Source organism: Sulfitobacter profundi (genome assembly GCF_042661425.1).
GTDB classification, from domain to species: Bacteria; Pseudomonadota; Alphaproteobacteria; order Rhodobacterales; family Rhodobacteraceae; genus Sulfitobacter; species Sulfitobacter profundi.
This window is the reverse complement of record NZ_JBHSWA010000001.1, coordinates 228529-253981: the sequence shown is the minus strand read 5'-3', so window position 1 is coordinate 253981 and position 25453 is coordinate 228529. Positions and strand designations below refer to the sequence as shown.

19 protein-coding genes and 7 pseudogenes are annotated in these 25453 nt (G+C 62.4%); 12 read left to right on the top strand and 14 right to left on the bottom strand.

Annotated elements, in window-relative coordinates:
- Positions 1 to 49 precede the first annotated feature (49 nt).
- Entirely contained in the window at positions 50 to 946 is an 897-nt protein-coding gene (gene rpoH, locus ACFQAU_RS01355) for an RNA polymerase sigma factor RpoH (protein ID WP_067624486.1), read from the top strand.
- 50 nt (positions 947 to 996) lie between these two features.
- Here rpoH and ACFQAU_RS01350 read toward each other — a convergent pair whose 3' ends face one another.
- Complete coding sequence (locus ACFQAU_RS01350; protein ID WP_132446104.1) at positions 997 to 1635, bottom strand: GntR family transcriptional regulator; 639 nt, start codon at positions 1633 to 1635, stop codon at positions 997 to 999.
- Positions 1636 to 1807: 172 nt separating this feature from the next.
- On the opposite strand from ACFQAU_RS01350, the gene ACFQAU_RS01345 reads away from it, so the two are divergent.
- The 3 genes from ACFQAU_RS01345 to ACFQAU_RS01335 all read left to right on the top strand — a co-directional run bounded on the left by ACFQAU_RS01345 (position 1808) and on the right by ACFQAU_RS01335 (position 3402).
- Positions 1808 to 2284 (top strand): protein-tyrosine phosphatase family protein, encoded by a 477-nt coding sequence (locus tag ACFQAU_RS01345; RefSeq protein ID WP_386280008.1) that lies wholly within the window; start codon positions 1808 to 1810, stop codon positions 2282 to 2284.
- Between the two features lie 203 nt (positions 2285 to 2487).
- Positions 2488 to 2874, top strand: coding sequence for a hypothetical protein (locus ACFQAU_RS01340; RefSeq protein ID WP_120350692.1), 387 nt, complete (start codon positions 2488 to 2490; stop codon positions 2872 to 2874).
- 258 nt (positions 2875 to 3132) lie between these two features.
- Complete coding sequence (locus tag ACFQAU_RS01335; RefSeq protein WP_120350693.1) at positions 3133 to 3402, top strand: DksA/TraR family C4-type zinc finger protein; 270 nt, start codon at positions 3133 to 3135, stop codon at positions 3400 to 3402.
- Positions 3403 to 3404: 2 nt separating this feature from the next.
- Here the strand turns inward: ACFQAU_RS01335 and ACFQAU_RS01330 are convergent, their stop codons facing one another.
- The 6 genes and pseudogenes from ACFQAU_RS01330 to ACFQAU_RS01305 form a co-directional block, all read right to left on the bottom strand.
- Complete coding sequence (locus tag ACFQAU_RS01330) at positions 3405 to 3647, bottom strand: hypothetical protein (protein WP_240791650.1); 243 nt, start codon at positions 3645 to 3647, stop codon at positions 3405 to 3407.
- Positions 3647 to 5466 (bottom strand): annotated as a pseudogene (locus ACFQAU_RS01325) (M3 family oligoendopeptidase). Before ACFQAU_RS01325 ends, ACFQAU_RS01330 begins: the two are co-directional and overlap by 1 nt.
- Positions 5467 to 5522: 56 nt before the next feature.
- Positions 5523 to 7120 (bottom strand): annotated as a pseudogene (locus tag ACFQAU_RS01320) (ATP-dependent DNA ligase).
- Entirely contained in the window at positions 7117 to 8121 is a 1005-nt protein-coding gene (locus ACFQAU_RS01315) for a ligase-associated DNA damage response exonuclease (RefSeq protein ID WP_132446096.1), read from the bottom strand. The pseudogene ACFQAU_RS01320 and the gene ACFQAU_RS01315 overlap by 4 nt, the downstream one beginning before the upstream one ends.
- Before the next feature lie 57 nt (positions 8122 to 8178).
- Positions 8179 to 8990: pseudogene (locus tag ACFQAU_RS01310) on the bottom strand (alpha/beta fold hydrolase).
- 133 nt (positions 8991 to 9123) lie between these two features.
- Entirely contained in the window at positions 9124 to 9414 is a 291-nt protein-coding gene (locus tag ACFQAU_RS01305; RefSeq protein ID WP_067262473.1) for an SCP2 sterol-binding domain-containing protein, read from the bottom strand.
- A gap of 74 nt (positions 9415 to 9488) precedes the next feature.
- Between ACFQAU_RS01305 and ACFQAU_RS01300 the strand changes: the two genes are divergently transcribed.
- From ACFQAU_RS01300 to ACFQAU_RS01280, 5 genes and pseudogenes are all read left to right on the top strand, one after another.
- Positions 9489 to 10046 (top strand): tetratricopeptide repeat protein, encoded by a 558-nt coding sequence (locus ACFQAU_RS01300; RefSeq protein ID WP_132446092.1) that lies wholly within the window; start codon positions 9489 to 9491, stop codon positions 10044 to 10046.
- A 15-nt stretch (positions 10047 to 10061) separates the two neighbouring features.
- Positions 10062 to 13044, top strand: a pseudogene (locus ACFQAU_RS01295) (helicase-related protein).
- The gene (locus ACFQAU_RS01290) at positions 13045 to 13428 is read left to right on the top strand and encodes an RNA-binding S4 domain-containing protein (RefSeq protein ID WP_120350699.1); all 384 of its coding nucleotides are present in this window, start codon (positions 13045 to 13047) and stop codon (positions 13426 to 13428) included.
- Positions 13429 to 13480: 52 nt separating this feature from the next.
- Positions 13481 to 13816, top strand: a complete 336-nt coding sequence (gene fdxA / locus ACFQAU_RS01285) for a ferredoxin FdxA (RefSeq protein ID WP_067262482.1) — start codon at positions 13481 to 13483, stop codon at positions 13814 to 13816.
- A 313-nt stretch (positions 13817 to 14129) separates the two neighbouring features.
- Positions 14130 to 14641 (top strand): annotated as a pseudogene (locus ACFQAU_RS01280) (CarD family transcriptional regulator).
- 52 nt (positions 14642 to 14693) lie between these two features.
- Here the strand turns inward: ACFQAU_RS01280 and ACFQAU_RS01275 are convergent.
- Together ACFQAU_RS01275 and ACFQAU_RS01270 are read right to left on the bottom strand one after the other, a co-directional pair.
- Positions 14694 to 15347 carry an adenosylcobinamide-GDP ribazoletransferase gene (locus tag ACFQAU_RS01275; protein WP_386283749.1) on the bottom strand — a complete coding sequence of 218 codons (654 nt, stop codon included), beginning with the start codon at positions 15345 to 15347 and terminating at the stop codon, positions 14694 to 14696.
- Positions 15341 to 15499, bottom strand: coding sequence for a hypothetical protein (locus tag ACFQAU_RS01270; protein WP_386283999.1), 159 nt, complete (start codon positions 15497 to 15499; stop codon positions 15341 to 15343). Before ACFQAU_RS01270 ends, ACFQAU_RS01275 begins: the two co-directional genes overlap by 7 nt.
- Before the next feature lie 79 nt (positions 15500 to 15578).
- On the opposite strand from ACFQAU_RS01270, the pseudogene cobT reads away from it, so the two are divergent.
- Positions 15579 to 16590: pseudogene (gene cobT, locus ACFQAU_RS01265) on the top strand (nicotinate-nucleotide--dimethylbenzimidazole phosphoribosyltransferase).
- A 43-nt stretch (positions 16591 to 16633) separates the two neighbouring features.
- Here the strand turns inward: cobT and ACFQAU_RS01260 are convergent.
- A pseudogene (locus tag ACFQAU_RS01260) lies at positions 16634 to 18545 on the bottom strand (monovalent cation:proton antiporter-2 (CPA2) family protein).
- 18 nt (positions 18546 to 18563) lie between these two features.
- Entirely contained in the window at positions 18564 to 19019 is a 456-nt protein-coding gene (locus ACFQAU_RS01255; protein WP_067626139.1) for an Lrp/AsnC family transcriptional regulator, read from the bottom strand.
- Between the two features lie 138 nt (positions 19020 to 19157).
- On the opposite strand from ACFQAU_RS01255, the gene hppD reads away from it, so the two are divergent.
- Complete coding sequence (hppD, locus tag ACFQAU_RS01250) at positions 19158 to 20252, top strand: 4-hydroxyphenylpyruvate dioxygenase (protein WP_132446084.1); 1095 nt, start codon at positions 19158 to 19160, stop codon at positions 20250 to 20252.
- A gap of 77 nt (positions 20253 to 20329) precedes the next feature.
- Here hppD and ACFQAU_RS01245 read toward each other — a convergent pair whose 3' ends face one another.
- Positions 20330 to 21700, bottom strand: coding sequence for a hypothetical protein (locus ACFQAU_RS01245; protein ID WP_132446082.1), 1371 nt, complete (start codon positions 21698 to 21700; stop codon positions 20330 to 20332).
- 122 nt (positions 21701 to 21822) lie between these two features.
- The gene (locus ACFQAU_RS01240; RefSeq protein WP_386279990.1) at positions 21823 to 23229 is read right to left on the bottom strand and encodes a hypothetical protein; all 1407 of its coding nucleotides are present in this window, start codon (positions 23227 to 23229) and stop codon (positions 21823 to 21825) included.
- 151 nt (positions 23230 to 23380) lie between these two features.
- Between ACFQAU_RS01240 and ACFQAU_RS01235 the strand changes: the two genes are divergently transcribed.
- Positions 23381 to 24082, top strand: coding sequence for an SIMPL domain-containing protein (locus ACFQAU_RS01235; protein WP_132446751.1), 702 nt, complete (start codon positions 23381 to 23383; stop codon positions 24080 to 24082).
- Between the two features lie 51 nt (positions 24083 to 24133).
- Here ACFQAU_RS01235 and ACFQAU_RS01230 read toward each other — a convergent pair whose 3' ends face one another.
- Positions 24134 to 25426, bottom strand: a complete 1293-nt coding sequence (locus ACFQAU_RS01230; protein ID WP_132446753.1) for an O-acetylhomoserine aminocarboxypropyltransferase/cysteine synthase family protein — start codon at positions 25424 to 25426, stop codon at positions 24134 to 24136.
- Between the last annotated feature and the right edge of the window lie 27 nt (positions 25427 to 25453).

Here is a 25453-nt window from a genome sequence, read left to right as displayed (position 1 = left end):
TTAAGCGAAATAACATAGGCCCCGATCAAACTGGGGAAAGGGACAAGACATGGCAAATTATGCAAATCTGCCCGCACCGACACCAGAAGGCGGGCTGAACCGCTATATGCAAGAGATCCGCAAGTTCCCACTGCTGGAGCCTGAGGAAGAATACATGCTGGCCAAACGTTGGGTCGAGGAACAAGATACCGAAGCCGCGCACCGCATGGTCACGTCGCACCTGCGTCTTGCCGCGAAAATCGCGATGGGCTACCGGGGCTATGGGCTGCCGCAGTCCGAGGTGATCTCGGAGGCGAATGTCGGCCTGATGCAGGCGGTCAAACGTTTCGATCCGGAGAAGGGCTTCCGCCTTGCGACCTACGCGATGTGGTGGATCCGCGCGTCAATTCAGGAGTATATCCTGCGGTCGTGGTCGCTGGTGAAACTTGGCACAACCTCGGGTCAGAAAAAGCTGTTTTTCAACCTGCGTAAGGCAAAGAACAAGATCGGTGCCCTGGAAGAAGGCGATCTGCGCCCCGAGAATGTGACAGAGATTGCGACCCAACTGGGCGTGACCGAAGCTGAAGTCGTTTCGATGAACCGGCGGATGTCGGGCGGGGATGCCTCGCTCAACGCCACCGTCGGGTCCGAAGGCGAAGGCACGATGCAGTGGCAAGATTGGTTGGAGGACGAAGACGCCGACCAAGCGGGCGACTATGCCGAACGTGACGAGTTGGAAACCCGGCGTGAGATGTTGGCCGAAGCCTTGGACGTGTTGAACGACCGTGAAAAGGACATTCTGACCCAACGCCGCCTGTCGGATGAAACGGTCACTTTGGAAGACCTGTCGTCGCAATATGATGTCAGCCGCGAACGTATTCGCCAAATCGAAGTGCGTGCTTTTGAAAAGTTGCAGAAGCGCATGCGCGACTTGGCGAAGGAAAAAGGCATGATGGCGGCCAGCTAATTCTAGGCTAACTTAACATAGATGGCCCCGCTCCCAGGAGCGGGGCTTTTTTACGTCTGGCTCGGTTCGGCAACCCTGCTTTCAATTTCGGCAATCTGTTCAAAGCAGGCGGCAAGGGTGCCGCTCTTCATCGCGCGGGCCGCGGTTTGCAACACTTCACGCAGATGCGCAATCTGGGCCTGTGGCTGGGTCTCGAAATCCCGCAGGGACCACCTGATCAGACGCCAATAGGCCGCGCGAAAAGCATCACTGAGGATCGGGTTCTCGATCATCTCGGATAAGGCATTCAAAAGCTGGGCGCGTATCTCGAAAAACGCCTCGGCTTGGTCCAGCTGGCTGATGTCCATCATCCCCAAAAGCCCGGCCAGCGACATGAATTGCGTGGGCGGCGCAGGGCTAGAGGGCGCGCATTTGGCTGCGGCCTCAATAATCGCCGCTGCTGCGCAGATATCGTCAGCGCGCATCGACTCCTCCAAGGGCGTCACGACAGAGCCTACACCGGATTTAACGGCGATCATCCGCTCATAGGCCAACCGTTGCAGCGCTTGTCGGATGGGCGTGCGGGAGACGCCAAACCGCTGCGCCAAGGCCATCTCGTGCAACATACCATCCGCAATGTCGCGATTCAGGCAGATATCCGCCCGGAGCGTGTCAGCAATCGCAGTGCTGGATTTGACTTGGTTGAGCATTGCCCGGCATCCTTCGGTCTGTTCACATCTTGCCTGACTAACATGTATACAGGTGTCGCTGCGCTTACTCAAATTTTATGGATGCTGTCATGTCTGTCGTTCTGCCTTTTTTCGATCCCGAAGCGACCTCGATACGCGCCGTCATCCCGACCCCGCGTGGGGGCATCTGGCGATGACTGGCTTTCCGGGGCTGCTGACCCATGTCGATGGCTCTGCCTATCTTGATCCGCATCAAATGGCCGAAACCTTGGAAGGGTTGCGCGCGACCGGCGCGCGTCAATTGCTCATCCTGACTGAGGAAGCAGAGCTTCCCGAGGGGGCGTTTCCTTTGATTTCCAAAGTTTCTCAACCCCTTGGCCTGAGGCTTTCTTTCGCGGCGATCCAAGATTTCAATGTGCCCGGCGACGCTTTTCTGACGCAATGGCCGGAACGTCGGGCCGGTTTTGAGCAGGCGTTGGATGCGGGGGAGACGGTGGCCCTGTCGTGCCAATACGGGGCGGGCCGTAGCGGACTTATTGCAGCTTGGTTGCTGATGGGGGCCGGGCTTCCGGCAGGCGACGCCATTGCCCTAGTGCGGGATCACTTCCCTGAGGCAATCGAGAACCGCCTTCAGGAGACCTGGCTCCTAGAGGTCGAAAAGGCGGGTTAAGCGCTCCATTCGCATAGATCGTGTGAAAAAAGATTGTCGAATTATACGATTGCCCCATTGTCGGCAAGTTGTTGCCCCATTCTTGCCGCAATTGGATCGGACAACATGTATACAGGTTGGGCAACAGCGGAACCTCCCGAGGGAACGCAACAGCCCACAGAAAGGGAAGACTAACGAACAGGCGAGTAGAAAGAGGATTAGACATGCAAAGCCGCTCCATCGCGCCAGAAACATCCGGCCCCATCGCGTCCCTCAATGCAGGTGACATTATCCGCCGTAGGCGCAGCTATGAACCCGTTACCGTCTGTCATCCTTCCGATGAATTTCCCGCTGTTCTAAACATTTGCAGCGCGCGTTTCCACAGTGTCCACCATGACCGCGACTTTGGCAGGGTGGAGGCGGTGGTCGAGGTGACCTATACGCACCATCCGCGCGCCATGCCGCAGACCGTGTACCTGCGCACCAACGTGCCGCTGCGCCCTGCCGGGCAGCGCCAAGAGCTTCGCCAACGGCTCATTCAAAGTGCCGTTACCCTGTCCGTCCTGATCAATCGTCAAAATGAAGGAGATACGACCCTGCGTGCTGCTTGACGCACAGTCCAATGCCTAGCAACTGCACCCCTTATGGGGGTGTTTTTTTATGTCGGGCAGGCGGTACGGTCGCGTTTCGCGCAATTATCCTCCGGCGCATCGGCTCGGCCTGTGAACCTTGTATATTCGCGCAGGCCCCCCATTTGTTACACTCTGATGAGGGCAGCGAGGGCTTGGCATAGATGTCGGGCGCAGGTCCGTGAAATGCGGCCCGCGGGCGCCATATCAATGATGAGCATAGCAACAGGAGGGCGTGACATGGCAGGCGGATGGGCGCGTGATGGCGCGGTAAGCGAACAGATCGAAGCATCCATATCGGACGAATTGGCACGGCTGAAAGCCCGCCGCGCGCCGGTGGGTGAGAGCCTGACCCATTGCGCGGAATGCGAAGAGCCTATCCCCGAAGCACGACGTATTGCTCTGCCGGGGGTGAAACTTTGCATTGATTGCGTGCGCGACCGGGACGGGCAGGCGCAGATGCGCGGCGGGATAAACCGGCGCGGGTCGAAAGACAGCCAGTTGAAGTGAGGTTAGGAGCGGATTGCCCGGCGCCGACGCCGAAGAGAGCGCCAGCGCCGATACAACCGCACATCCATCGCCGCCACCATGAAACCAAGCGGCAGCATCCAAAAGCCGAGGATCGGCAAGAACCCAAGGATGCCGCCGCAGATCAGCAGCAGGCCGAGCGCAAACCTGAACCCGGGCGGGATCCGCCTTTGGACCCAAGCAAAGAACGGCGCGAACCTGTCCTTCATGCGCTCGGCGAGGGACATCAGTCCTCCATCGCTTCCAATTCGTCGATCATGTCAGAGATCATCGACAGTCCCTTGTCCCAGAAGGCGGGGTCAGAGGCATCAAGCCCGAAGGGGGCCAGAAGCTCCTTGTGGTGTTTCGAGCCGCCTGCTTTCAACATATCGAAATACTTCTCTTCAAAGCCTTCCTCGCCCTCGGCGTAGACTGCGTAGAGCGCGTTCACCAGCCCGTCGCCAAAGGCATAGGCATAGACGTAGAAGGGCGAATGCACGAAATGCGGGATATAGGCCCAGAAGGTCTCATAGCCGTCCATATACTCGAATGCTGGCCCAAGGCTCTCGGCCTGAACGCTCATCCACAGCGCGTTGATGTCGTCGGGCGTAAGCTCCCCGCCGCGGCGCGCTTCGTGCAATTTGCACTCGAAATCATAAAAGGCGATCTGGCGCACGACCGTGTTGATCATGTCCTCGACCTTGCCCGCCAGCAGCACCTTGCGCTCGGCCTGTGTCTTGGCCTTGTCGAGCATCTTGCGGAAGGTAAGCATCTCGCCAAACACGGAGGCGGTCTCGGCCAGTGTCAGCGGGGTCGAGGACAGCATCTCGCCCTGATCGGCGGCCAGCACTTGGTGCACGCCATGGCCCAACTCATGCGCCAGCGTCATCACGTCGCGCGGTTTGCCGAGGTAGTTCAGCATCACATAGGGATGCACGTCGGTCACGGTGGGATGCGCGAAGGCGCCCGGTGCTTTGCCCGGTTTCACACCCGCGTCGATCCAGCCCTTGGTGAAGAACGGCTTGGCCAACTCGCCCATGCGCGGGTCAAAGGCGGTATAGGCTTCCATCACGGTCGCTTCGGCCTGCGCCCAGTCGACCACCTTGGGGTCTTCCATCGGCAGCGGCGCGTTGCGGTCCCAGACCTGCATCACATCAAGGCCGAGCCACTTGCGCTTCAGCTCATAGTAGCGGTGGCTCAGCTTCGGATAGGCTTCGACCACGGCGTTGCGCAGCGCTTCGACCACCTCGGGCTCGACATGGTTGCTGAGGTGCCGCCCGGTCTGCGGTGTCTCCATGCCGCGCCAGCGGTCGATGACCTCTTTCTCTTTCACCTGCGTGTTATGGACGCGGGCGAAGGTGCGGATGTTGCGGCCCAGCACATCGGCCAGTTCTCGCGCGCCCGCTTCGCGCTTGTTGCGGTCGGGGTCGGTCAAGAGGTTCAGCGTGCCTTCGATGTTGAGCGTCTCGCCGTCGACTTCGAATTCCAGCCCGGCGATTGTCTCGTCGAACATCCGCTCCCAAGCATCGCCGACCACGCCGAGGTCGTGCAGAAATTTCTCCATTTCATCCGACAGTTGATAGGGCTTCATGGCGCGGATACGGTCGAAGACGGGTTTGTAGCGTGCCAGATCCGGGTTTTCGTCCAAGAGCTTGGCAAGGTGATCGTCGGGCAGTTTGTTCAGTTCCAGCGTGAAAAAGACCAGCGGCGTGGTGTAATCGGTGATTTTCTCTTGGCAGTCGGACATGAACTTGGCCCGGCCTGAATCCGTCGTCTGCTGGTAATAGCGCAGGCCCGCGTAGGACATGATGCGCCCCGCGACCTGATTGATCTTTTCGTTGCGCAGCACACAATCGAGCAGCCCTTTGGCGTCGAGCGCGGCCAGATTGCCTTGGTAATCAGTGGCAAAACGCGCGCAGGCTTCCTCTAGCCAGTCGAGGTCGCGCTTCAGTTCGGGCGCGTCTTCGGCGGTGTAAAGGTCGCTCAGATCCCATTCCGGCAGATCGCCGAGGTTTTTGCCCCCGCGCTGGCGTTGGCATCGTGAAGCGGGAAGGGAAGCTGAAACATCGGTGTACCTCGTTTGCGTTTCGTCACATCTATGCCTCCGGGCGGGCCGGAACAACCTATCCGTAGATGCGCAGCATTTCTTTCAGATCGTCGAGGGTGTTGGCCTCTTGCAGCGGCTTGTCCTTGCGCCAGCGCAGCATGCGCGGAAACCGCAGGGCGACGCCGGATTTATGGCGCGGGCTGGGTTGAATGCCTTCAAAGGCGATCTCGAATACATGATGCGGGGTCACCTGCCGCACGGGGCCAAAGCGTTGCTGTGTGTTCTTGCGCACCCATGCGGTGATCTGGCGGAACTCGGCATCCGTCAGGCCGGAATAGGCCTTGGTGAAGGGGACCAGATCATTGCCGTTCCAGACTGCAAACGTGAAGTCAGTAAAAAGGTTCGCGCGGCGGCCCGAGCCCGATTGCGCATAGATCATCACCGCGTCGATGGTCAGCGGGTCCAGCTTCCATTTCCACCAGTCGCCCTTTTTGCGGCCCGACAGGTAGGGGCTGTCGGCGCGTTTCAGCATCAACCCCTCGGCCTGCGCCTCACGGGCGGTGTCGCGCAGGGTGGCCAGCCCGGCCCAATCGGTGAATTGGTGCTGCGGCGACAGGCGCACGGGCGCGTCGGCGGGCAAATCGGCTGCGGCCTGCTCCAACAGCGCGCGGCGCTCGGCAAAGGGACGGTCGCGGATGTCCTCGCCCTGCCATTCCAGCAGGTCGTAGGCGTGCAGCACCACGGGCGCTTCCTTTAGCAGCTTTTTGGGCACAGTCTTGCGTCCGATGCGGGCCTGCAATGCGTTGAAAGAGGAAGGGAATTCGGCCCCCGGCTGCCAGACCAGCAACTCGCCGTCGAGCACCGTGCCCGGCGGCAGGTGATCGGCTGCGCGGGCGAGTTCGGGGAAGCGGTCGGTCATCAGTTCCTCGCCGCGTGACCAGACGAAGTAGTCGCCATCGCGAAGGATAAGCTGGCCGCGGATGCCGTCCCATTTCCATTCCGCGCGCCAGTCTTCGGGGGTGCCTAGGGCTTCCGGTCCGTCTTCCAATGCATAGGCGAGGTAGTAAGGGTAGGGGCGCGAGGCGTCGGCGCTGGCGTCTTCGGCCTCAATCAGGCTGTGCCACGTCACGTCATCGGGGTGCCAGTTACCCATCAGGCGGTGCGCCATTTCCGGCTCGGTGCGGCCACTGGCGCGGGACAGGGCGCGGGTCATCAGCTTTTGGCTGATGCCGATGCGAAAACCGCCGGTGATGAGCTTGTTGAACAGGAACCGCTCGGTGCCGCCAAGCTGTTGCCAAGCCGAAAGGACGAATGCCTTGCGCGCCGCGTCGTCTTCGTCTTTCAGCCCGCGCAGGGCGTTGATCCACGAGGTCAGCGTGCCGGTGTCGTCGTTCTCTACCGGGGGAGGACCAGCGCGATGGTCTCGGCCAGATCGCCGACGATGGCGTAGCTGTCTTCGAACAGCCACAGCGGCACACCGGACGCCTCTGAGGCCCATTCGCGGAGCTTGGTCGTGGTGACGGCGCGTTTCGGGCGGCGGCCTGAGAAAAGCGCCACGGTCCAAAGACGGTCGTCTTCGGCCGCGGTGGTGAAATACTCGGCCAAGGCGGCGACCTTTACCGTGGTTTTGGTGGTCTGGTCGACGGCATTGAAAAGAGCGGCAAAGTCCTTCATTCGCTGTCGCCTCCATCGCTGTCGAACTGGGTCGGGACGACCTGCGCGTTCCAGCCCTCGTCATTAAGGTAACGCGTGAAGATATCGGTGTAACCATGGGTTACGTATATGTTTTCCGCGCCAGTCTCACGGATGGCCCAAAGCAGCCCATGCCAATCCGCATGGTCCGAGATGACAAATCCACGATCCCCCGCGCGCCGTCTGCGCACCCCGCGCAGCGCCATCCAGCCCGAGGCAAAGGCGCTCTCCTGCGGTCCAAAGCGCCGCGCCCATTGGCTGCCCAAGGCCGAGGGCGGCGCCAGCACCAACGCGCCGGGATGCTCCTTTGGCACCAACTCGGGCGTCACAAGCGTGGTCTCGGGCAGGGTGATGCCCTGTGCGCGCAGCACCGCATTGGTATTTTCCACCGCCGTATGGGTCAGGATCGGTCCGATCGCGGGATCGAGCATCGACAGGAGCCGCTGCGCCTTGCCCAGCGAATAGGCCCCCAGAAAAGCCATCTTGCCAGCGGCCTTGCAGCCCGCCCACCAGTCGTTGATCTGGCCCGCCACCTCGGCTTGCGGCGCCCAGCGAAAGACCGGCAGGCCAAAGGTGCTCTCGGTAATGAAATGGTGGCACTGGACCGGCTCAAAGGGCTCTGACATGCCATCGTCGATCACCTTGTAATCGCCCGAAGCGACCCAGACCTCGCCCGCGACCTCGACCCGGATCTGCGCGCTGCCGGGCACATGGCCCGCCGGGTGGAAAGAGACCATCGCCCCGCCAATCTGGCGCGTTTCGCCATAGGCGATGCCCTCAATGGCAATCTCGCCCAACCGGTGGCGCATCACCGGTAGCGCGGCGTGGGTGGCCAGATAGCTGCCCATCCCGTCGCGGGCATGGTCGGCATGGCCATGGGTGATCAACGCCCGGTCAACGGGGCGCCAAGGGTCGATGTAAAAGTCACCGGCGGGGCAATAGATGCCGTTTTCGGTGAAGGTAAGGACATGTTCACGTGTCATTCCAAGCAATCTAGGCGGCGCGGGCCGATTGCACAGAAAAATGACGCCTGGGCCGGGTTAACCGGCGATATTGCCCAGATAGAGCTTTTCCAACCCGTCGAAGATCGGCTTGCGCAGCTCCGGCCTCTCCAACAGCACCTCATGCTCGCCGCCCGGAACAATCTCTAGCCGCCCGCCTTTCCACTGCGCCATGCGCCTGTGCACCCGGTCGGTGGCGACGATACGCTCGTTGCTGCCAAGGTAGGTAACGCAAGGAATGTTGGGCGCGGACCGCCCGGCGAGGTGCTTCGTCTCGGCCAGCGCCTCGCGCAGCCAGACGAAGCTGGGGCCACCAAGGCTAAGCTCAGGATGGGCGGCCAGTTGATCGCGCATCATGTCGTACATCTGCGGGTCGGTGGTCAGCAGGTTGTCGTCGAAAGGGGCGATGGCGGGGTAGGCTTCGATCTTGGTGCCCGGCGGCAAGCGGTGGCCCTGTCCGACCCGGGGCATGAACTGCGCCAAGGACCAAGCAACGGCGCGCAGGTGCGGGACAACATAGATGCCCCACATCGGGCCCGTGAAAGCGACGGCCTGCACCGGCAGCCCCTCCATCACGGCGCGCAGCCCGATGCAGCCCCCATGGAGTGCGCCAGCAGGAAATAGGGCCGCGGCAGGTTCAGGCTGCGCGCGGCGCGCAGCATGGCGGCAACGTCTTTTTGATAGTCGCTGAAAACATCCACATGGCCGATGCGGGTATCTGGCAGCAGCCGGTCCGACAGACCCTGCCCGCGCCAGTCAATCGCCATGGTGGCAAGGCCGCGCCGCGCGAAGTCGGCGGCGCAAAGCCCGTATTTTTCAATATATTCGGTACGCCCGGGGAACAGCAGCACCGTGCCGCGCGCCCCGGCGCAGGGCCAATGACCCAGCCTGATCCGCTTGCCATCCGATGTCTCGGCCCAATGGGCTTGGCCCCCTCGGGGCCGGGGGCGATATCGGTAAAAAGCGGGGCCGGGTCCAGCCGCATCAGCCGAGCACAGCAGCGAGCTTCATCGCCATGCCCATGTCGCCGTCGATCTTGAGCTTACCGGTCATGAAAGCGGAGGTCGGGTTGGTGTCGCCTTCGAGAATCGACTGGAAGGTTTCGGCGTCGGCGCTGAGCGTCACATCCGCTTCTTCGTCAGCAGCGCGGGCGCCGTTTTCGTCCATCATCACGGTGCCTTCGCCTTCGATGTCGAACTTGGCCGTGCCGTCAAAATCGCTGCCGGCCAGCTTTTCGTTCAGCACTACAACCGCTTCGTTCACAATATCGCTCATCGCTCGCCCTTTTTTGGCATTTGGCCCCGCTACGTCTGGAATTGCGGCGGCAGCCTGTTACATTCAGTTTTGTTATGCGCATCATACCCGTCAACCTCAAACATACCGTTGCGGCAGTTGGTGGCTTTGTGTTGCTTGCGGGCATGGCCGTGGCCGAGGGGGCGCTGCCTGAGCTTATGCAAAAGCTGCGCGAGGCCCCGGCGGCCGAAGCCCCCAGAATCGCCCATGAGATCGAAGCGCATTGGCAGCGGTCCGGCTCGGCCTCGATGGATTTGCTGCTGTCGCGAGGGCGCGAAGCGATGGCAAATGGCGACAGCCGGTTGGCGATTGAGCATTTGACTGCGCTGACCGATCACGCGCCCGAGTTTGCCGAAGGGTTCCACACGCGGGCGCAGGCCTATTATGCGGCCAACCTCTATGGTCCCGCGCTGGATGATCTGGAACGGACGCTGGCGCTGAACCCCAACAACTACAACGCGATCTTCGGACTTGCCGTGATGATACAGGAGTTCGGAGATCTGGGCCGCGCCGCGGCGCTTTACCGTAAGGTGCTCGCCCTCAACCCGCATCACGAAGACGCCCGGTCGGCCCTTGAGGGTCTGCGCCGGGAAGGCATCGGGCGCGAGCTTTAATTCAAGGATAGACAGGTGGCAGGCAACAAGCGCGTCGTGGCCGTTCTCGGCCCGACAAATACCGGCAAGACGACCTATGCAATTGAGCGGATGCTGGCGCACCGGACCGGGGTGATCGGCCTGCCGCTGCGGCTACTGGCGCGTGAGGTTTATGACCGGATCGTCAAGGCGCGCGGGCCCTCGGTCGTGGCCTTGGTCACCGGCGAAGAGCGGATCGTGCCGCCGCGCACGCAATACTGGGTCTGCACCGTTGAGGCGATGCCGCAAGAGATGGGCGCGGATTTCGTGGCCATTGACGAGATCCAGCTCTGCGCCGACCCCGAGCGCGGCCATGTGTTCACCGACCGCTTGCTGCGGGCGCGCGGCCTACATGAGACGCTGTTCATGGGCGCCGACACCATGCGCGGGACGATTGCCGCACTGGTGCCGGGCGTTGATTTCATGCGCCGTGACCGGATGAGCGAATTGATCTATTCTGGTCAGAAAAAGATAAGCCGGATGAAGCCGCGCAGCGCGATTGTCGGATTTTCGGTTGAGAATGTATATGCCATCGCCGAGCTGATCCGCCGCCAAAAGGGCGGTGCAGCCGTGGTGATGGGCGCACTTTCCCCGCGCACGCGCAATGCGCAGGTAGAGATGTACCAGAACGGAGAAGTCGACTATCTGGTCGCCACCGATGCCATCGGCATGGGGCTTAACCTAGACGTTGATCACGTCGCCTTCTCGGCGCTTTCCAAATTCGACGGGCGTCGCATGCGGCCGCTGGCCCCGAATGAGTTGGCGCAGATCGCGGGCCGGGCGGGGCGCGGGTTTAAGTCCGGCACCTTCGGCACCACCGGCGATGCGCCTGCGCTGGACGATCACGTGGCCCGCGCGATCATGGATCACAACTTTACCCCGCAGAACAAGGTAAACTGGCGCAACCACGCTCTGCAGTTCGGCAGCATCGATCGGCTGATCCAGACGCTGGAATTGCCCCCGAGGACGAGCGGTTGGTACGGGCGCGTGAATCCGATGATCTGCGGGCCTTGAAAGCGCTGGCGCAGGTGGATGAAGTTTTTGCCCGCGCCACCGACGGCGCTTCGGTGCGGCTACTTTGGGATGTCTGCCGTATTCCCGACTTTCGCGGCATCAGCCACGCGGAACATGCGGGGCTTTTGGAGACCATTTTTAACGACCTGCACCAGCGCGGATATATCCCCGACGATTGGCTTGGGCGACAAATCAAGAGAATTGATCGAACCGATGGCGACATTGATGCGTTGTCCAAACGACTCGCGTTTATTCGCACATGGACCTACGTTGCGCAGCGCAAAGGCTGGACAAAGGACGAAAGCCATTGGCGCGACACGACGCGTGTCGTAGAAGACCGCTTGTCGGACGCTCTGCATGAGCGTTTGACGCAAAGATTTGTAGATCGGCGCACATCCGTATTGCTGCGCCGGCTTGGACAGAAGGAAGCCATGGTGGCCGATGTAAACGAGACCGGTGAAGTCACCGTTGAAGGTGAATTTGTAGGCAAGCTGGACGGGTTCCGCTTTCGGGTGGACAAGGGCGCGGGCGCGGCCGAGGACAAGACGGTGAAAACCGCCGCATTGCAGGCCTTGGCTCCGCAGTTCCATCTGCGTGCCGACCGGTTCTACAACGCACCCGATACCGAGATTGATTTCACCGAACAGGGCGGCCTGATGTGGGGCAGCGCTGCGGTTGGTAAACTGACCGCTGGCAGCGACGCGCTGAAGCCGCAGGTCGAGGTTTTCGTCGATGATATCGCCGGTCCCGAAGTGGCGGAGAAGGTGAAGCGCCGTTTGCAGCACTTCATCGACCGCAAGGTTGCCGCATTGTTCGAGCCGCTGCTGGGGCTGAGCAAGGATGAGACGCTGACCGGCTTGGCCCGTGGCTTTGCCTTCCAACTGGTTGAGAATTTCGGCATTCTGCCGCGCGCCCAAGTGGCCGAGGACGTGAAAGCGCTGGATCAAGACGCCCGCGGTGCTTTGCGTAAACATGGCATCCGCTTTGGCCAGTTCACTATCTTTATGCCGCTGATGCTCAAGCCTGCGCCGACACGTCTGCGCTTGGTGCTATGGTCGCTCAGCAAGGGCCTGAACGAGTTCCCGGAATCGCCCCCTCCCGGTCTGGTGACCATTCCGGTCGAAACCGGCGCGCCCGAAGGGGCCGACACCATGTCGGGCTACCGCAATGCAGGCAAACGCGCGATCCGCATCGACATGCTGGAGCGTTTGGCCGACATGCTGCGCGCCGAAGATTCCCGTGGTGGGTTCGAAGCCAAGCCTGACATGCTGTCGATCACCGGCATGACCCTTGAGCAATTTGCCGACCTGATGGAGGGCTTGGGGTACAAGGCGGAAAAAGACGAGCGGACCAAGGTGAAACCCGTTGATGTCGTGATGCCGAAAGATGGCAGCCATGATGCAATGGACCCCTCTGCCGATACCAACGTGCCCGAAAAGCTCGACAGCGATCTGCCCGGCGATGACGCGGCAGACAAGCCAATCATGGATGTCGCCGCCGAGGAGCCCGCAGGCGGTATCATCGAAACCCCATCGGATGAGACCAACCCCGACGACCGCCCGGCGGACGTGGCCCAGATGCCCGACGATGGCATTGCGCCTATGGCCGATGTGGCGGCGGAAGACCCCGAGGTCGATACCAACATCCCTGAAGTACCGGCCGAAGAAATTCCGCAGGGCACCGCACCTGACGCCGATGTCGCCGGGCCGGAGTTGGAGACCTATTATATCTTCACTTGGGCGCGCAGCCCGCGCGGCAATGCCGGTGGCAACCGCCGCGGGGGGACCGTCCTCAGGGGCAGGGCAAGCCGCGTGGCAAGCCCGCCAAGGGCAAGGGGCGCAAGCCCGGTGGTGACAAGGGCGGCAAATCGCAAAACTTCTCTGCGCGTCCGCCGCGCAAGGAAAAGCAGATTGACCCTGATAACCCCTTTGCCGCAGCACTTATGGGGCTGAAGGACGACAAGTAAGTGGAGGCGGGCGCGAAACTGCGGCTGGACAAATGGCTGTGGCACGCCCGCTTTTTCAAAACCCGCTCGCTCGCTGCCGCTCAGGTGGCGGGCGGCGCGGTCCGGATCAATGGCACCCCCACCCAGAAACGCGCCAGCAATGTTGGCCCCGGTGATGTGCTGACCTTCAGCCAGGGTGATCACGTTCGTGTCATCCGGATCGAGGCAATAGGCCAGCGGCGGGGTCCGGCCCCTGAGGCGCAGTCGCTTTATACCGATCTGTCCCCACCGCAGCCAAAACCAAAGGACAGACAGCCCGAAAATCCCGGTTTTGAGGGAAAGGGCCGCCCGACCAAGCGCGACCGCAGGCAGCTTGATCTTTCTAAGGCACGCCACCTTGAATGATCCCGCGCCCCGGTTTAGCTAGTCCCTCACATACCCAGCCAGAGTTTCCCGCATGACCTATATCGTGAATGACGCCTGCATCGCCTGCAAATACACCGACTGCGTCGAAGTATGTCCGGTGGATTGCTTCTATGAAGGCGAGAACATGCTGGTGATCCACCCCGATGAATGCATCGACTGCGGCGTCTGCGAGCCTGAGTGCCCCGCCGATGCGATCCGCCCGGACACCGAGCCGGACATGGAAAAGTGGGTTGAGTTTAACCGCAAGTATTCCGAGCTTTGGCCCGTCATCATCACCAAGAAAGACCCGCTGCCCGAGGCAGAGGAGATGGACGGCAAAGAGGGCAAGATGGAGCTCTTCTCGGAAAAGCCGGGCGAGGGCGGCTGAGGCCCAACCGATTCGCGCTTTGTTGCCGCTTTGTGACCTCAAGATTTCGGGTTAAACCGCTGGAATGACCGGGAAACCGCCAAGTAGGACTTGGTGTAGCTTTCGGACGGCGTGATTCTGTGCTATGATGTCTTCAAGCTGTAACACACGAGCCTGATAATGTTTCGACCCTGCTGCCAAGGTTGACCTCACATTTCTAAATTAAACGCACCCGATCGCAGGCCGCTCAGGCTGCGCTTCGCATGCGTTTTACGTGCTGTTCAGGTGTCTGAGTTAATGGCGGGGCTTCCCCGCGCGCCAAGGAGCGACCTATATGACCAAATCGAAAAAGCTTGATTTCCGCCCCAATGAATTCGTCGTCTACCCTGCGCATGGCGTGGGGCAGATCGTCTCGATTGAGGAGCAGGAAGTTGCCGGCATTGCGCTGGAGCTGTTCGTGATTTCCTTTGAGAAAGACAAGATGACCCTTCGGGTGCCGACCCATAAGGCTACCGAAATTGGCATGCGCGCGCTGTCCACGCCCGACGTGATCAACCACGCGATGAAGACCCTCAAGGGCAAGGCCAAGGTCAAGCGCGCCATGTGGTCCCGCCGCGCGCAGGAGTATGAGCAAAAGATCAACTCCGGCGATCTGATCGCCATTGCCGAGGTGGTGCGCGACCTGCACCGCACCGACGACCAGCGCGAGCAGAGCTATTCCGAGCGTCAGCTTTACGAAGCCGCCCTTGAGCGTCTGACCCGCGAAGTGGCCGCCGTTTCGGGGGCGACGAACTCGCCGCCGCGAAGCAGGTGGGCGATGTGCTGGAAAGCCGCGTCGCCGCTTAAGAGCGCCGCAGGTTGAGATCATGCCGCGTCCCCTAGGGGCGCGGTTTTTTCGTTAGGGGATGGCCTGCCAGCCGTAGGCCATCATCTGACAGCCTGTTAGCAGGGCAATCTCTGTCACCTGTTGAGTCGCGCCCAGCACATCGCCGGTCTGCCCGCCGATCTTGCGTTTGGCGATCTGCCGCACCACTAGCGCCCCGAGCAGCCCCAAAAGCGCCAAGCGCCATGCTGAATAGTCCGGCGCCACCACGATCACCACCACCCCGATCAGCACTGCCACCGCCGTCGCCAATTCGCCGGGGCGGCCGGTGCGGTTTGACAGCCCGTCGCGGCGCACCGTCGGCAGGCTGTCCATCACCCAGACCATCGCGGCGCGTGACCCGCAAGAGGCGATGACCAGCGCCCAGATCAGCGCCTCATCCGTGATCAGTTCGCTGATCAGATACCACCGGAGCAAAAGCGACAGCACCAGCGCCACCACGCCGTAGGTGCCGATCACGCTGTCTTTCATGATGCGCAGCCGTTTCTCTGCCGTCCAAGCGCCCCAGAACCCATCGGCGCAATCAGCGAGGCCGTCTTCATGCATCGCCCCGCTCAGCATCACCAACGCAAGCAGCACGAAAGCCGCTGTCAGCGGCGGGGTTGCCCCCATCCGCGTTAACGCCAGCCCCACGGCCCCCGCGATCAGCGCCAGCACAATGCCTACCAGCGGATAGGCCCAGGCGCTGCGGGCCGGGGGCGCTGCGGCTCGGTCGGGAAGTGGAAATGCGGCAGGGGCAGGCGGGTCAGCAGGGCAAAGGCCACCGCGATGTCGCGAGCGCGAAAGGCGTGCCTTAGGGTGGTGATGTCGGGAATGGCCATTATTTCGCCCCTTCGGCACTTTCAGCGCCGACAGGCTAAGGCTAGAAACGATTGAATATCAATCCGCAAAGGGCCGCATATGAACACGTCTTTCGCCAGTCTTTCCGAATTTCGCAGCCTTCTGCGCGCGATGCCCGCCTGCGACAGCGCCGCGATGGAAGAGGCGCGCGCCCATGATAGCATCCTCACGAAACCTCCCGGGGCGCTAGGCCGGTTAGAGGAACTGGCGATCTGGTACCGAGGCTGGCGCAGCGGTGCCCGGGCCGAGATTGCAGCGCCTCAGATCATCGTTTTTGCGGGCAACCACGGGGTTGCCGCGCGGGGTGTTTCGGCCTTTCCGGCAGAGGTGACCGCGCAGATGGTGGCGAACTTTCAGCACGGGGGCGGCGATCAACCAAATCGCGCGGGTGAATGGGGCGAGCCTTGATGTGGTCCCGCTGTCATTGGACAAGCCGACCAAGGATTTCACCGTTGAGCCCGCGATGGACGAGGATGAATTCCTCGAAGCGCTGCGCGCAGGTTGGGAGGCGGTGAACTCCGAGGCCGATCTTTTGGTCGTGGGCGAAATGGGCATCGCCAACACCACCTCTGCCGCTGCCCTTGCCAGCGCGATCTTGGGCGGCGGGGCCGAATTCTGGACCGGGCGGGGCACCGGGGTGGATGATGCGGGCCTGTCGCAGAAAACCGACGTCGTGGCCGAGGGCGTTGCCCTGCACGCGGACAAGGGTGACGGGTTGGAGAGCCTGCGCCGCCTTGGTGGCCGCGAACTGGCCGCGATGGCCGGGGCCATGGCGCGGGCGCGGCAGCTGCGCATTCCGGTGATCCTTGATGGTTTCATCTGCTGTGCCGCCGCGCTTGGCCTTGCACGCACCACACCGGGCGCGCTGGATCACTGCGTCGCGGGCCACCTCAGCGCCGAAAGCGGCCACCGGCGTCTGCTGGGCGCGATGGACAAGGAGCCGCTGCTGGAGTTGAACCTGCGGCTCGGCGAAGGCTCTGGCGCAGGCTTGGCGATCGGCATCCTCAAGACCGCCCTTGCCTGTCACGCGAGCATGGCCACCTTTGCCGAAGCGGGCGTGAGCGACGCATAGCGCGGTGCCGGGCAGCCCCCGGAAAGGGGGCTAGCTGCCCGGTTCAGGCGCTTTCCTTGCCCTTGCTTTCACCCAGATTGAGAAAGGCCGTTTCCAAGTCTTTCTGCAATTCTTTCGCCCGGGCGACATAGGCGGCGTTCTGCGAAGGGGGCACATCTGGGCGCCAGAGGGCCGCCAATTCGCGGACCGAATCCCGGTCATGGGCATAGAATAGCTTTTGCGCCTCGTTCGCTTCGAAATCCGAAAGCCCCATGTTTTCCAACACATATCGCCCGGCCCTGAGGGAGCTGTCGAACATCTCGCGCACGATGTCATTCGACCCGGCCTGATAGTGGCGATAGACCTCTTCGCGGTCGCGCGCGCGGCTGACGATATGCATATGCGGGTTCTCCTTGCGCGCGTAGGAGATCAGAGAGACCGCCGATTTCGGGTCATCAAGCGCCACCACCAGCACGCTGGCCTCTTGCAAACCCGCCTTGCGCAGGATGTCGGGCCGCGTCGGATCACCCAAAAAACCTTTGAAGCCAAAGCGCCGCATGACGGCGATGGTCTCGGGGTTGTGGTCCAACACGACGGTTTGAAAGCCGCTGGCCTGTACCATCCGGTTCACCATCTGCCCAAAACGCCCCACGCCCGCGATGATCACCGGACCGCTGCTGTCGATCTCATCGGCGATGACGGGGGCGCTGTCGTCAAGGCGTCGGCTGATCAGGTCGTGCAGGATAAACAGCAGCGGCGTGATCAGCATGGTCAGCGCCACCACCAGCAAGAGCGTCTCGCCAATCGGGTCGGGCATGACACCGGTGGCGAGGGAGAAGCTGACCAGCACAAAGCCAAACTCCCCGGCCTGCGCGAGTGCCAGCGTAAACAGCCAGCCATCGCGTCCTTTCAGACGGAACAGGCGGCCCAGCACCATGAGGATCAGCGCTTTGACGATGATGACCAAAAGCGCCATGCAGATCAGGATTAGCGGTTTTTCGAACAGCAGGACAAAGTTGATGCCCGCGCCGACGGTGATGAAAAACAGCCCCAAGAGCAGCCCTTTGAAGGGCTCAAGGTCGGTCTCTAGCTCGTGGCGGAATTCGCTGCTGGCCAAGACCACACCGGCGAGGAAGGCACCAAGCGCGGGTGAGAGCCCGACCACCGTCATCAGCGAGGAAATCCCCACCACGATCAGCAGCGCCAGCGCCGTGTACATCTCGCGCAGTTTGGCAAGGTGGATATAGCGGAACACGGGCCGGGTCAGGTAGATGCCGACGAGGATGATCGCCGCTACGGCCCCAATGGTTACCAGCGTCACGCCCCAGCCGGGCAGGCTTTGAACAAAGGTCTGGGCGGCATGGGCGGCGTCATTGCCGTGGCTGGCCTCCGCGCTCAGATGCGCGTTCTCGACCTCTTGGGGATCAAGTGAAATCGCCCCGTTGGGCAGGATCCCCCGGCAAGCCCCGTGGCCAGCAGCGGCAGGAAGGCGAGGATGGGGATCACCGCGATATCTTGGGTCAACAGCACCGAGAAGACGGATCTGCCCCCTGTGTTCGCATCAATCCCTTTTCCGAAAGGGTCTGCAACACGATCGCCGTGGAAGAAAGCGCGAGTGTCAGACCAATCGCCAGCGCCACGCGCCACGGCTGGTCATAGGCCATGGCGATGGCCATCAGCGCCGCTGTCGACAGCAGCACCTGCAGACCGCCCAAGCCCAAAAGCCGATGCCGCATGTCCCAGAGCGCACGGGGCTCCAGTTCCAACCCGATGAGGAACAGCATCATCACCACGCCGAATTCTGCGAAATGCTGCACGTCCTTCGTCTCGGACCCGACGAGGCCCAGCACCGGGCCGATCAGAATGCCCGCCGCGAGGTAGCCCAGCACCGACCCAAGCCCCAATCGCGCGGCAATCGGCACGGCGATCACGGCGGCAGCCAGATAGACGGAGGCTTGGAACAGGAAACCTTCCATTGCGGTCCTCTCTCAATGTCAGGTGGGCAGCGGCCCGTCCTGTTTCAGTTGGTCCATGACAATCTGGCTATGCACCCGGCTAACGGCCTGATGGGGCAGAAGAACGTCGTGAATGAGCCTGTTCAGGCTCGGCAGATCGTCACAATAGACTCTCAAGAGATAGTCCGCATCCCCCGTCATCGTCCAAACGCTCACAATCTCGGGACGGGTGGCCATAAGCCGCGCAAAGCTGGCCGAATGCTCTGGCCCGTGGGTGCCCAGATGCACCTGCACGAAGCCCTGCACATTAAGCCCCATCCGCACCGGATCGAGCCGCGCATGATAGCCGCGAATATAGCCCTCTGCCTCCAACCGCTGCCGCCTGCGCCCGGCTTGGCTGGAGGATAGGTTGAGCTCTTGGCCCAGTTCCTGCGCCGTGAGGTGGGCGTTTTTTTGCAGTGCCGTCAGCAGCCGCCGATCTGTTTCATCCAACATGATGCGCATTTCCCGCATGGTTTACGGGTACTATGCGCCGCCTGCGCGAAAATTGCCAGAACCATGCCGCGAAACGCGCAAACAACGCAGAACCAGCATCGTATCATGGGCCAAATCCCAAAAGCAGAGGAGACTGACATGGGCCCTTTCCCACATGACGCCCCGAAATCGCAGATCACGGCAGAGAACCCCGCCGGCACCGATGGTTTCGAGTTTGTCGAATTTGCCAGCCCCGACCCGCAGGCGCTGCGCGATGTCTTTACCAAAAAGGGCTATGCCCATGTCGCCAATCACAAGACGAAAAAGATCGAACTTTGGCAGCAGGGTGACATCACCTATGTGCTGAACCACGACCCCGAAAGCTTTGCCGCGCGTTTCGTCGAAGAGCATGGCCCCTGCGCACCCTCGATGGGCTGGCGTGTGGTCGATGCACAAAAGGCGTTGGAACATGCGGTCGCCAAGGGGGCCGAGGAATACAAAGGCGATGGCAAGGTGCTGGACGTGCCTGCGATCATGGGGATCGGCGGCTCGCTGATCTATTTCGTTGATCAGTATTACGACACCTCGCCCTACAATTGGGAATACGACTGGATCGCGACCTCCAAACCCGAGGGCGTTGGGTTCTACTACCTCGATCACCTCACGCATAACGTCCACAAGGGCAATATGGATGTCTGGTTCAAGTTCTACGGCGACCTGTTTAACTTCCGCGAAATTCGCTTCTTTGACATCGAAGGTAAGTTCACCGGCCTGACCAGCCGGGCGCTGACCTCGCCCTGTGGCCGCATTCGCATCCCGATCAACGAAGACCGCGGCGAGACCGGGCAGATCGTGGCCTATCTGAAGAAGTACAACGGCGAAGGCATCCAGCATATCGCCGTGGGCGCGCGCGATATCTATGACGCCACGGATGCGATTGCCGACAACGGTCTCAAATTCATGCCCGGCCCGCCCGAGACCTACTACAAGATGAGCAAGGACCGCGTGACCGGCCACGAAGAGCCGCTGGACCGGATGCAGAAACACGGCATCCTGATCGACGGCGAAGGTGTCGTCGACGGGGGCGAGACGCGCATCCTGTTGCAGATTTTCTCGAAAACGGTCATCGGCCCGATCTTTTTTGAGTTTATCGAACGCAAGGGCGATGACGGGTTCGGCGAAGGCAACTTCAAAGCGCTGTTTGAATCGATCGAGCAAGAGCAGATCGACAACGGCGAGCTTGAGACCTCGTAAACAAAGCACATCCGGGGAGGGTGAAGGGGCGCTTCGGCGCCCCGTTTTGCGCGCGGTTGCGGGCAGTCAAACCGGCGTTAGTTCGGCATCTTCAGCACGACATTGCGGCCCCGGCGGACATAGCGCAACTCGCTGTCCCCAATCGCAGAGACGCGGCCCCCATCGATACGGTCACCCACCTCAACCTTTTGATAGCGCCCATTGCTGAGCCGGACCAAGGCGCGGCGGTTCGATGGTTTGCCGTAGACCCCGATCAGATTGACGTCCCGCAGGTTGATCGCATTCTTCACCGTGGCCTGTTTCGCAACCGAGGTTTTGGACGGAAAGCGCGGCTGCACCGCTTTAGGGGCGACGCTGGCGACCTGAGCGGGGGCCGCATCGCGGGCGGCGCGTTTCACGATGCGGTCAAAATTGCGGGGCCGCGTATCGGGGCGGCGTGATTGAGTGGTGGCCTGTTTCGTGGCGTTCTGGATCGCCGGAGGCGTGGCAAGTGCGGCGGCAACGGCGCCGCTGGTGTCAATCGGATCAACGGTCACTTCGGGCGGGGCGGCAGCAACAAGCGCTTCTTCTGCCTCTTCCTGCACTGACTTTGGCCGCAACTGAGGGCGCAGGCCCGCCAGTTCGGAGCGTGTCAGCCCATCAAGCTGCGCGCGTTCGGTGGTTTCTTCCAGATCATCGGGCCGGTCGCGGGGCCGGGCCTCTGCCAAGGCGTTATCGACCTCCGGGGCCACCGGTTCGGCCTCTGGCCGGGTCAGTGTGGCGGGCGGCTCGGCGGAGGGGCGACCAAGGTAGACCAGATGCCCATCGGGGCTGAGCGCCCCTTGCGCTGAGGGTTTGACCAGACCGCGGGAGTCCAGCGCAAATTGCGTGCCTGCCGCTACGGGTGAGCTGACCGCGCCGGGGGCCGTATCGGTGCCAAAGGCATCGACCGAGGGTAGGGCCACGGCGTCTGTCGTGCTGCTGATCGGGTCGATGCTGGTGAGATAAAGATCGTCGATATCAATTGCCGCAGCCGGGGCCGGGGGCACGTCCGGTGCGCGCGCCCAGATGCCGGTGGTGGCATATTTGGCGTCAATCTCGGCCTCGGTCATCTCGGTCAGGGGGCGCGGCTCGGGGTCGCGCAGGGCGTCGAGCACGGCACCGTCTTCATCGGTCAGACCGGCGTCTAACGCGGCGGTTTCAATCGCGTCCGGCTCAGCTGGTTCAGGGGGCAGCACGGCGATTTCTTCGTCGATGCTGGGCGTTTCCGCCGGGGCCAAGGCTTCGGCGGTGCTGCGCGGGCTGCGATCGCCAAAGAGCCGGGAGAAGGCGCTGCCCTCGTCAAGGAAGATCGAGGCCCAAGCGGCGACACCTGCAAGGAAAACCAAGAGCGCCGCTGTCAGGATCAAGCCAAGGAAACGCGGCTTGCCGCCGACTTCGTTGCGGCGGCGGGCGCCGAAAACGGTCATTCGATCGGCTTCTGAGGCGGGGGTGGCGGTGGCCGCGGCAGCCGGAGCTGACCGGCGGTCTTTCGATGCCTTCGGCTTGCGACGGCTGAGGAAAGCCCCACCGGAGGAGGGCGCTTCGGGCGTCAGGGAACTGCTGTCGGGCTGGGGGCTGCGGCCACTGCCGCGGCGGCGGTGGCTGCCGGTTCGACGGGCATCTGCGGCGCCAGCGGGGCCGCGGCGGGCGAAGGCGCGCCGACGGGCAGCGACGGTGTGCTGGGCGCGGGTGCGGGCGATGGTTCCGGCTTCGCGGCGGGCGGAGGCGGCGGTGTCGCGCGGCTCGCACCACCAAGGCTGGGGGCGCTCTCACTCCCGCCACGGCGGCTTGCGAAACCGGCAGCAGGGGCGCTGCGCGACGGCGGGGCAGAGAAATCGACCCTGCGCGAAGGCTCAGACCGCGGGGCGGCGGACGGCTCGGCCTGAGCCGCTGCCGCTGCGGCCAGTGGCGCGGCGGAGGCCGCAACGCTGCCGCTCGCGGGGGGCGTCGATTGCGGCGCAGCCTCAGTCGGTTCTGTGGCGGGCGCAGGGATATCCAGCGCGGGCAGGTCCTCTTCCACTGGCGGTGGCGTTTCTTTTGGCGTGGGGGCCAGTTCAGCCTCTGCCGCGGGGGCTGACGCTTCTGTTTCCTCTGCCGCAGGGATCACTGCCGCGTCCAGTGCGGGCAGGTCTTCCTCAAGGGGCGGGGGCGTCTCTTTGGGGGTCGGCTCCAACGCCGCCGGGGGTGTTTCCGGCGATTCCTCGGGGGTGGCCAACTCGGGCAGGTCTTCCTTTGCCGGCGGCGGTGTCTCTTCGGGCGTAGCTGCGAGATCAGGTTCCGCCACGGGCGTATCGGCCACGGGCGTATCGGCCACCGGTGTGTCTGCCACTGATGTGTCGGCCACGGGCGTCGTCTCATCCGTGTCCACGATCGGCCCCGCAGGCGCGCTCATCACGCCGGAGATCACGATGGGCTCCGCTTCGGGAGTCACGGTTTCGCCGGGGTCCAAAAGCGCCGATGCGGCTTGGGTCATGCCGAAATGCGGCACGCCTACAAACGCCTCGGCGGCAGGGGCGGCGGCAAAGCTGACAGGGTGGAAACGGTGCTCCACCGCAAAGGCTTCGGCCTCTTCCAAGGTTTCGCGGGCCACGGCGGCCACATGGCTTTGCGCGCCATCGGCGTGGACGTCGAACACCAGATCAGCCACCGGATAGGGCGTTGCCCCCTCAAGCGCCTCAGCCGCTGCGGCATGGCGGGCGGCGGGGTCCATTCCGGCGGTGTCGATGGCCAGATATTTGATCTGCGCGTCGGGGATCAGCAGCAGGCTGCGCAGCCCGCCGGGCTCTAATGCCGTCGCGGTTTTGCGCAAGACCGCCAGTTCCGCCGCCAGATCGGCGCTATCGAGCGCCACTTCACCAACAAGCTGCCAGCCGCCCGATGTGCGGTGGAGCAAACGAATGCCGTCGAACGACAGGGAGAGGGTAAAATTCGGCTTCATCGGGGTCGACTTTAGCATGGGGTAGGGCGCACTTACAGACGCGCCGCAGTCTTCGCGAAGGATAGAGCAGGAGTTCGCCCAAGGGAAGGGTGCGCGCCGCGCAGGTGCTTGTCAGCGGGGGCCCGCAATGGGCAAATGGCGGCGCATTGATGCACGGAAAGGAGCGAACATGCGACTGATGAATTGGGTGGCACTGGCGTGGATGGCGGGGGCGGGGCTGGTCTCGGCCCAGCAGGGACCGGAAGAGGGGATTATCGTCACCGGCCAAGGCAGCATCGCCGCCGTGCCCGACATGGCGACGATCACGCTGGGCGTGACCGAAGAGGCCGAGACCGCCAAAGCCGCGATGGACAAGGTGACCGAAGCGGTATCTGCGATCCTGACCCAGCTTGACGCGCAGGGCATCGCGGCGAAGGACCGTCAGACCAGCCGCTTCTACCTGCGCCCCGTGCATGACCGCCGCCCCGTCGAAAATGGCGCCCCGCCGCGCATCACCGGCTATCAAGCGGGCAATTCGGTGACCGTAAAGGTCCGCGATCTGGACCGGCTTGGTGCGATGATGGACGCGGTGATCGACGAAGGTGCGAATGATTTCAACGGCTTGGACTTTAGCCTTCAAGATCCGAAAGACGCGCTGGCAGAGGCGCGCAAAGCCGCGGTTGCCGATGCCACCGAACGCGCCCGGCAATTGGCCGATGCCGCGGGGGTGAAGCTGGGCACGCTGATCCGCATGACCGAGAATTCGCATTCCCAGCCTAAGATGTTCGAGGCCGCCCGCATGGGCATGGCGATGGACAGCGCCGTGGCCGAAGGCGAGGTCGAGCTGCAGGCCGAGGTCTCCATGACCTTCGCGATTGCGCCGGGGCAGTAAGCCGCCTTGGATGGAAAATCCCCCGCCGAGGTGATCGGCGGGGGCAAAGGTTTAGCTGGTCGCTTTGGTCAGCGCCTGGTCCAGATCGGCGATCAGATCGTCGGCGTCTTCGGTCCCGATTGAGATACGCACCACGCCCGGCCCGGCCCCTGCCGCTTCCTGCTGCGCTTCCGTAAGCTGGCGGTGGGTGGTCGAGGCCGAATGGATAATCAGCGAGCGCGTATCGCCCAAATTCGCCACATGGCTAAAGATATCGAGGCTATTGACCAGTTTCACGCAGGCATCATAGCCGCCCTTGACCGCAAAGGTGAAAAGCCCGCCCGCGCCCTTGGGGCAAACCTTTTGCATCCGGTCGTGATAGGGCGAGGATTTCAACCCGGCGTAGGTGACGTAATCAACGCGGTCGTCCTGTTCGAGCCACTCGGCCACCTTCACCGCATTCTCCACATGGCGGTCCATCCGCAGCGAGAGCGTCTCGATCCCCATCAAGGTATAGTGCGCCGCTTGTGGGTTCATCGTCATGCCCAGATCGCGCAGGCCGATGGCGATGCCGTGGAAAGTGAAGGCCATCGCGCCGAAGGTCTCGTGGAATTTCATCCCGTGATAGGCTTCCTCAGGCTGGCTGAGCGAGGGGAATTTTTCATTCGCGGACCAGTCGAACTTGCCCGAATCCACCACACAGCCGCCCATGACGGTGCCGTTCCCGGTGAGGTATTTTGTGGTGGAATGTACGACCAGCGTAGCGCCATGCTCAATCGGGCGGCAGAGGTAGGGCGTGGCGCTGGTGTTGTCGATGATCAGCGGAATGCCCGCCGCATCAGCCACATCGGCAATGGCGCGCACATCCATAATATAGCCGCCGGGGTTTGCGATGGCCTCGCCAAAGACCGCGCGGGTGTCGTCGTCGATCGCATCGGCGACGGCTTGCGGATCGTCGAAATCGACAAACTTGCAGGACCAGCCAAAGCGTTTGATCGTGTGGCTGAACTGCGTGACCGTGCCGCCATAAAGACGGGTGGAGGCGACGATATTCTTGCCCGGTCCCATCAGCGGGAACAGCGCCATGATCTGCGCCGCGTGACCCGAGGAGCAGCAGACCGCCCCCACACCGCCTTCGAGCGTGGCAATCCGCTCTTGCAGGACGGCGTTGGTGGGGTTGGTCAGGCGCGAATAAATATAGCCGACTTCTTGCAGGTTAAAGAGCGCCGCCGCGTGATCGGCATCGCGAAAGACATAGGCCGTGGTCTGGTAGATCGGCGTCTGCCGCGCACCGGTGGCCGGGTCGGGTGTGGCGCCTGCGTGAATCTGCAACGTGTCAAATTGATGTTTGGGGCTGTCGGCCATTGGTCTGTCCTCTCAGAAGAATGGATT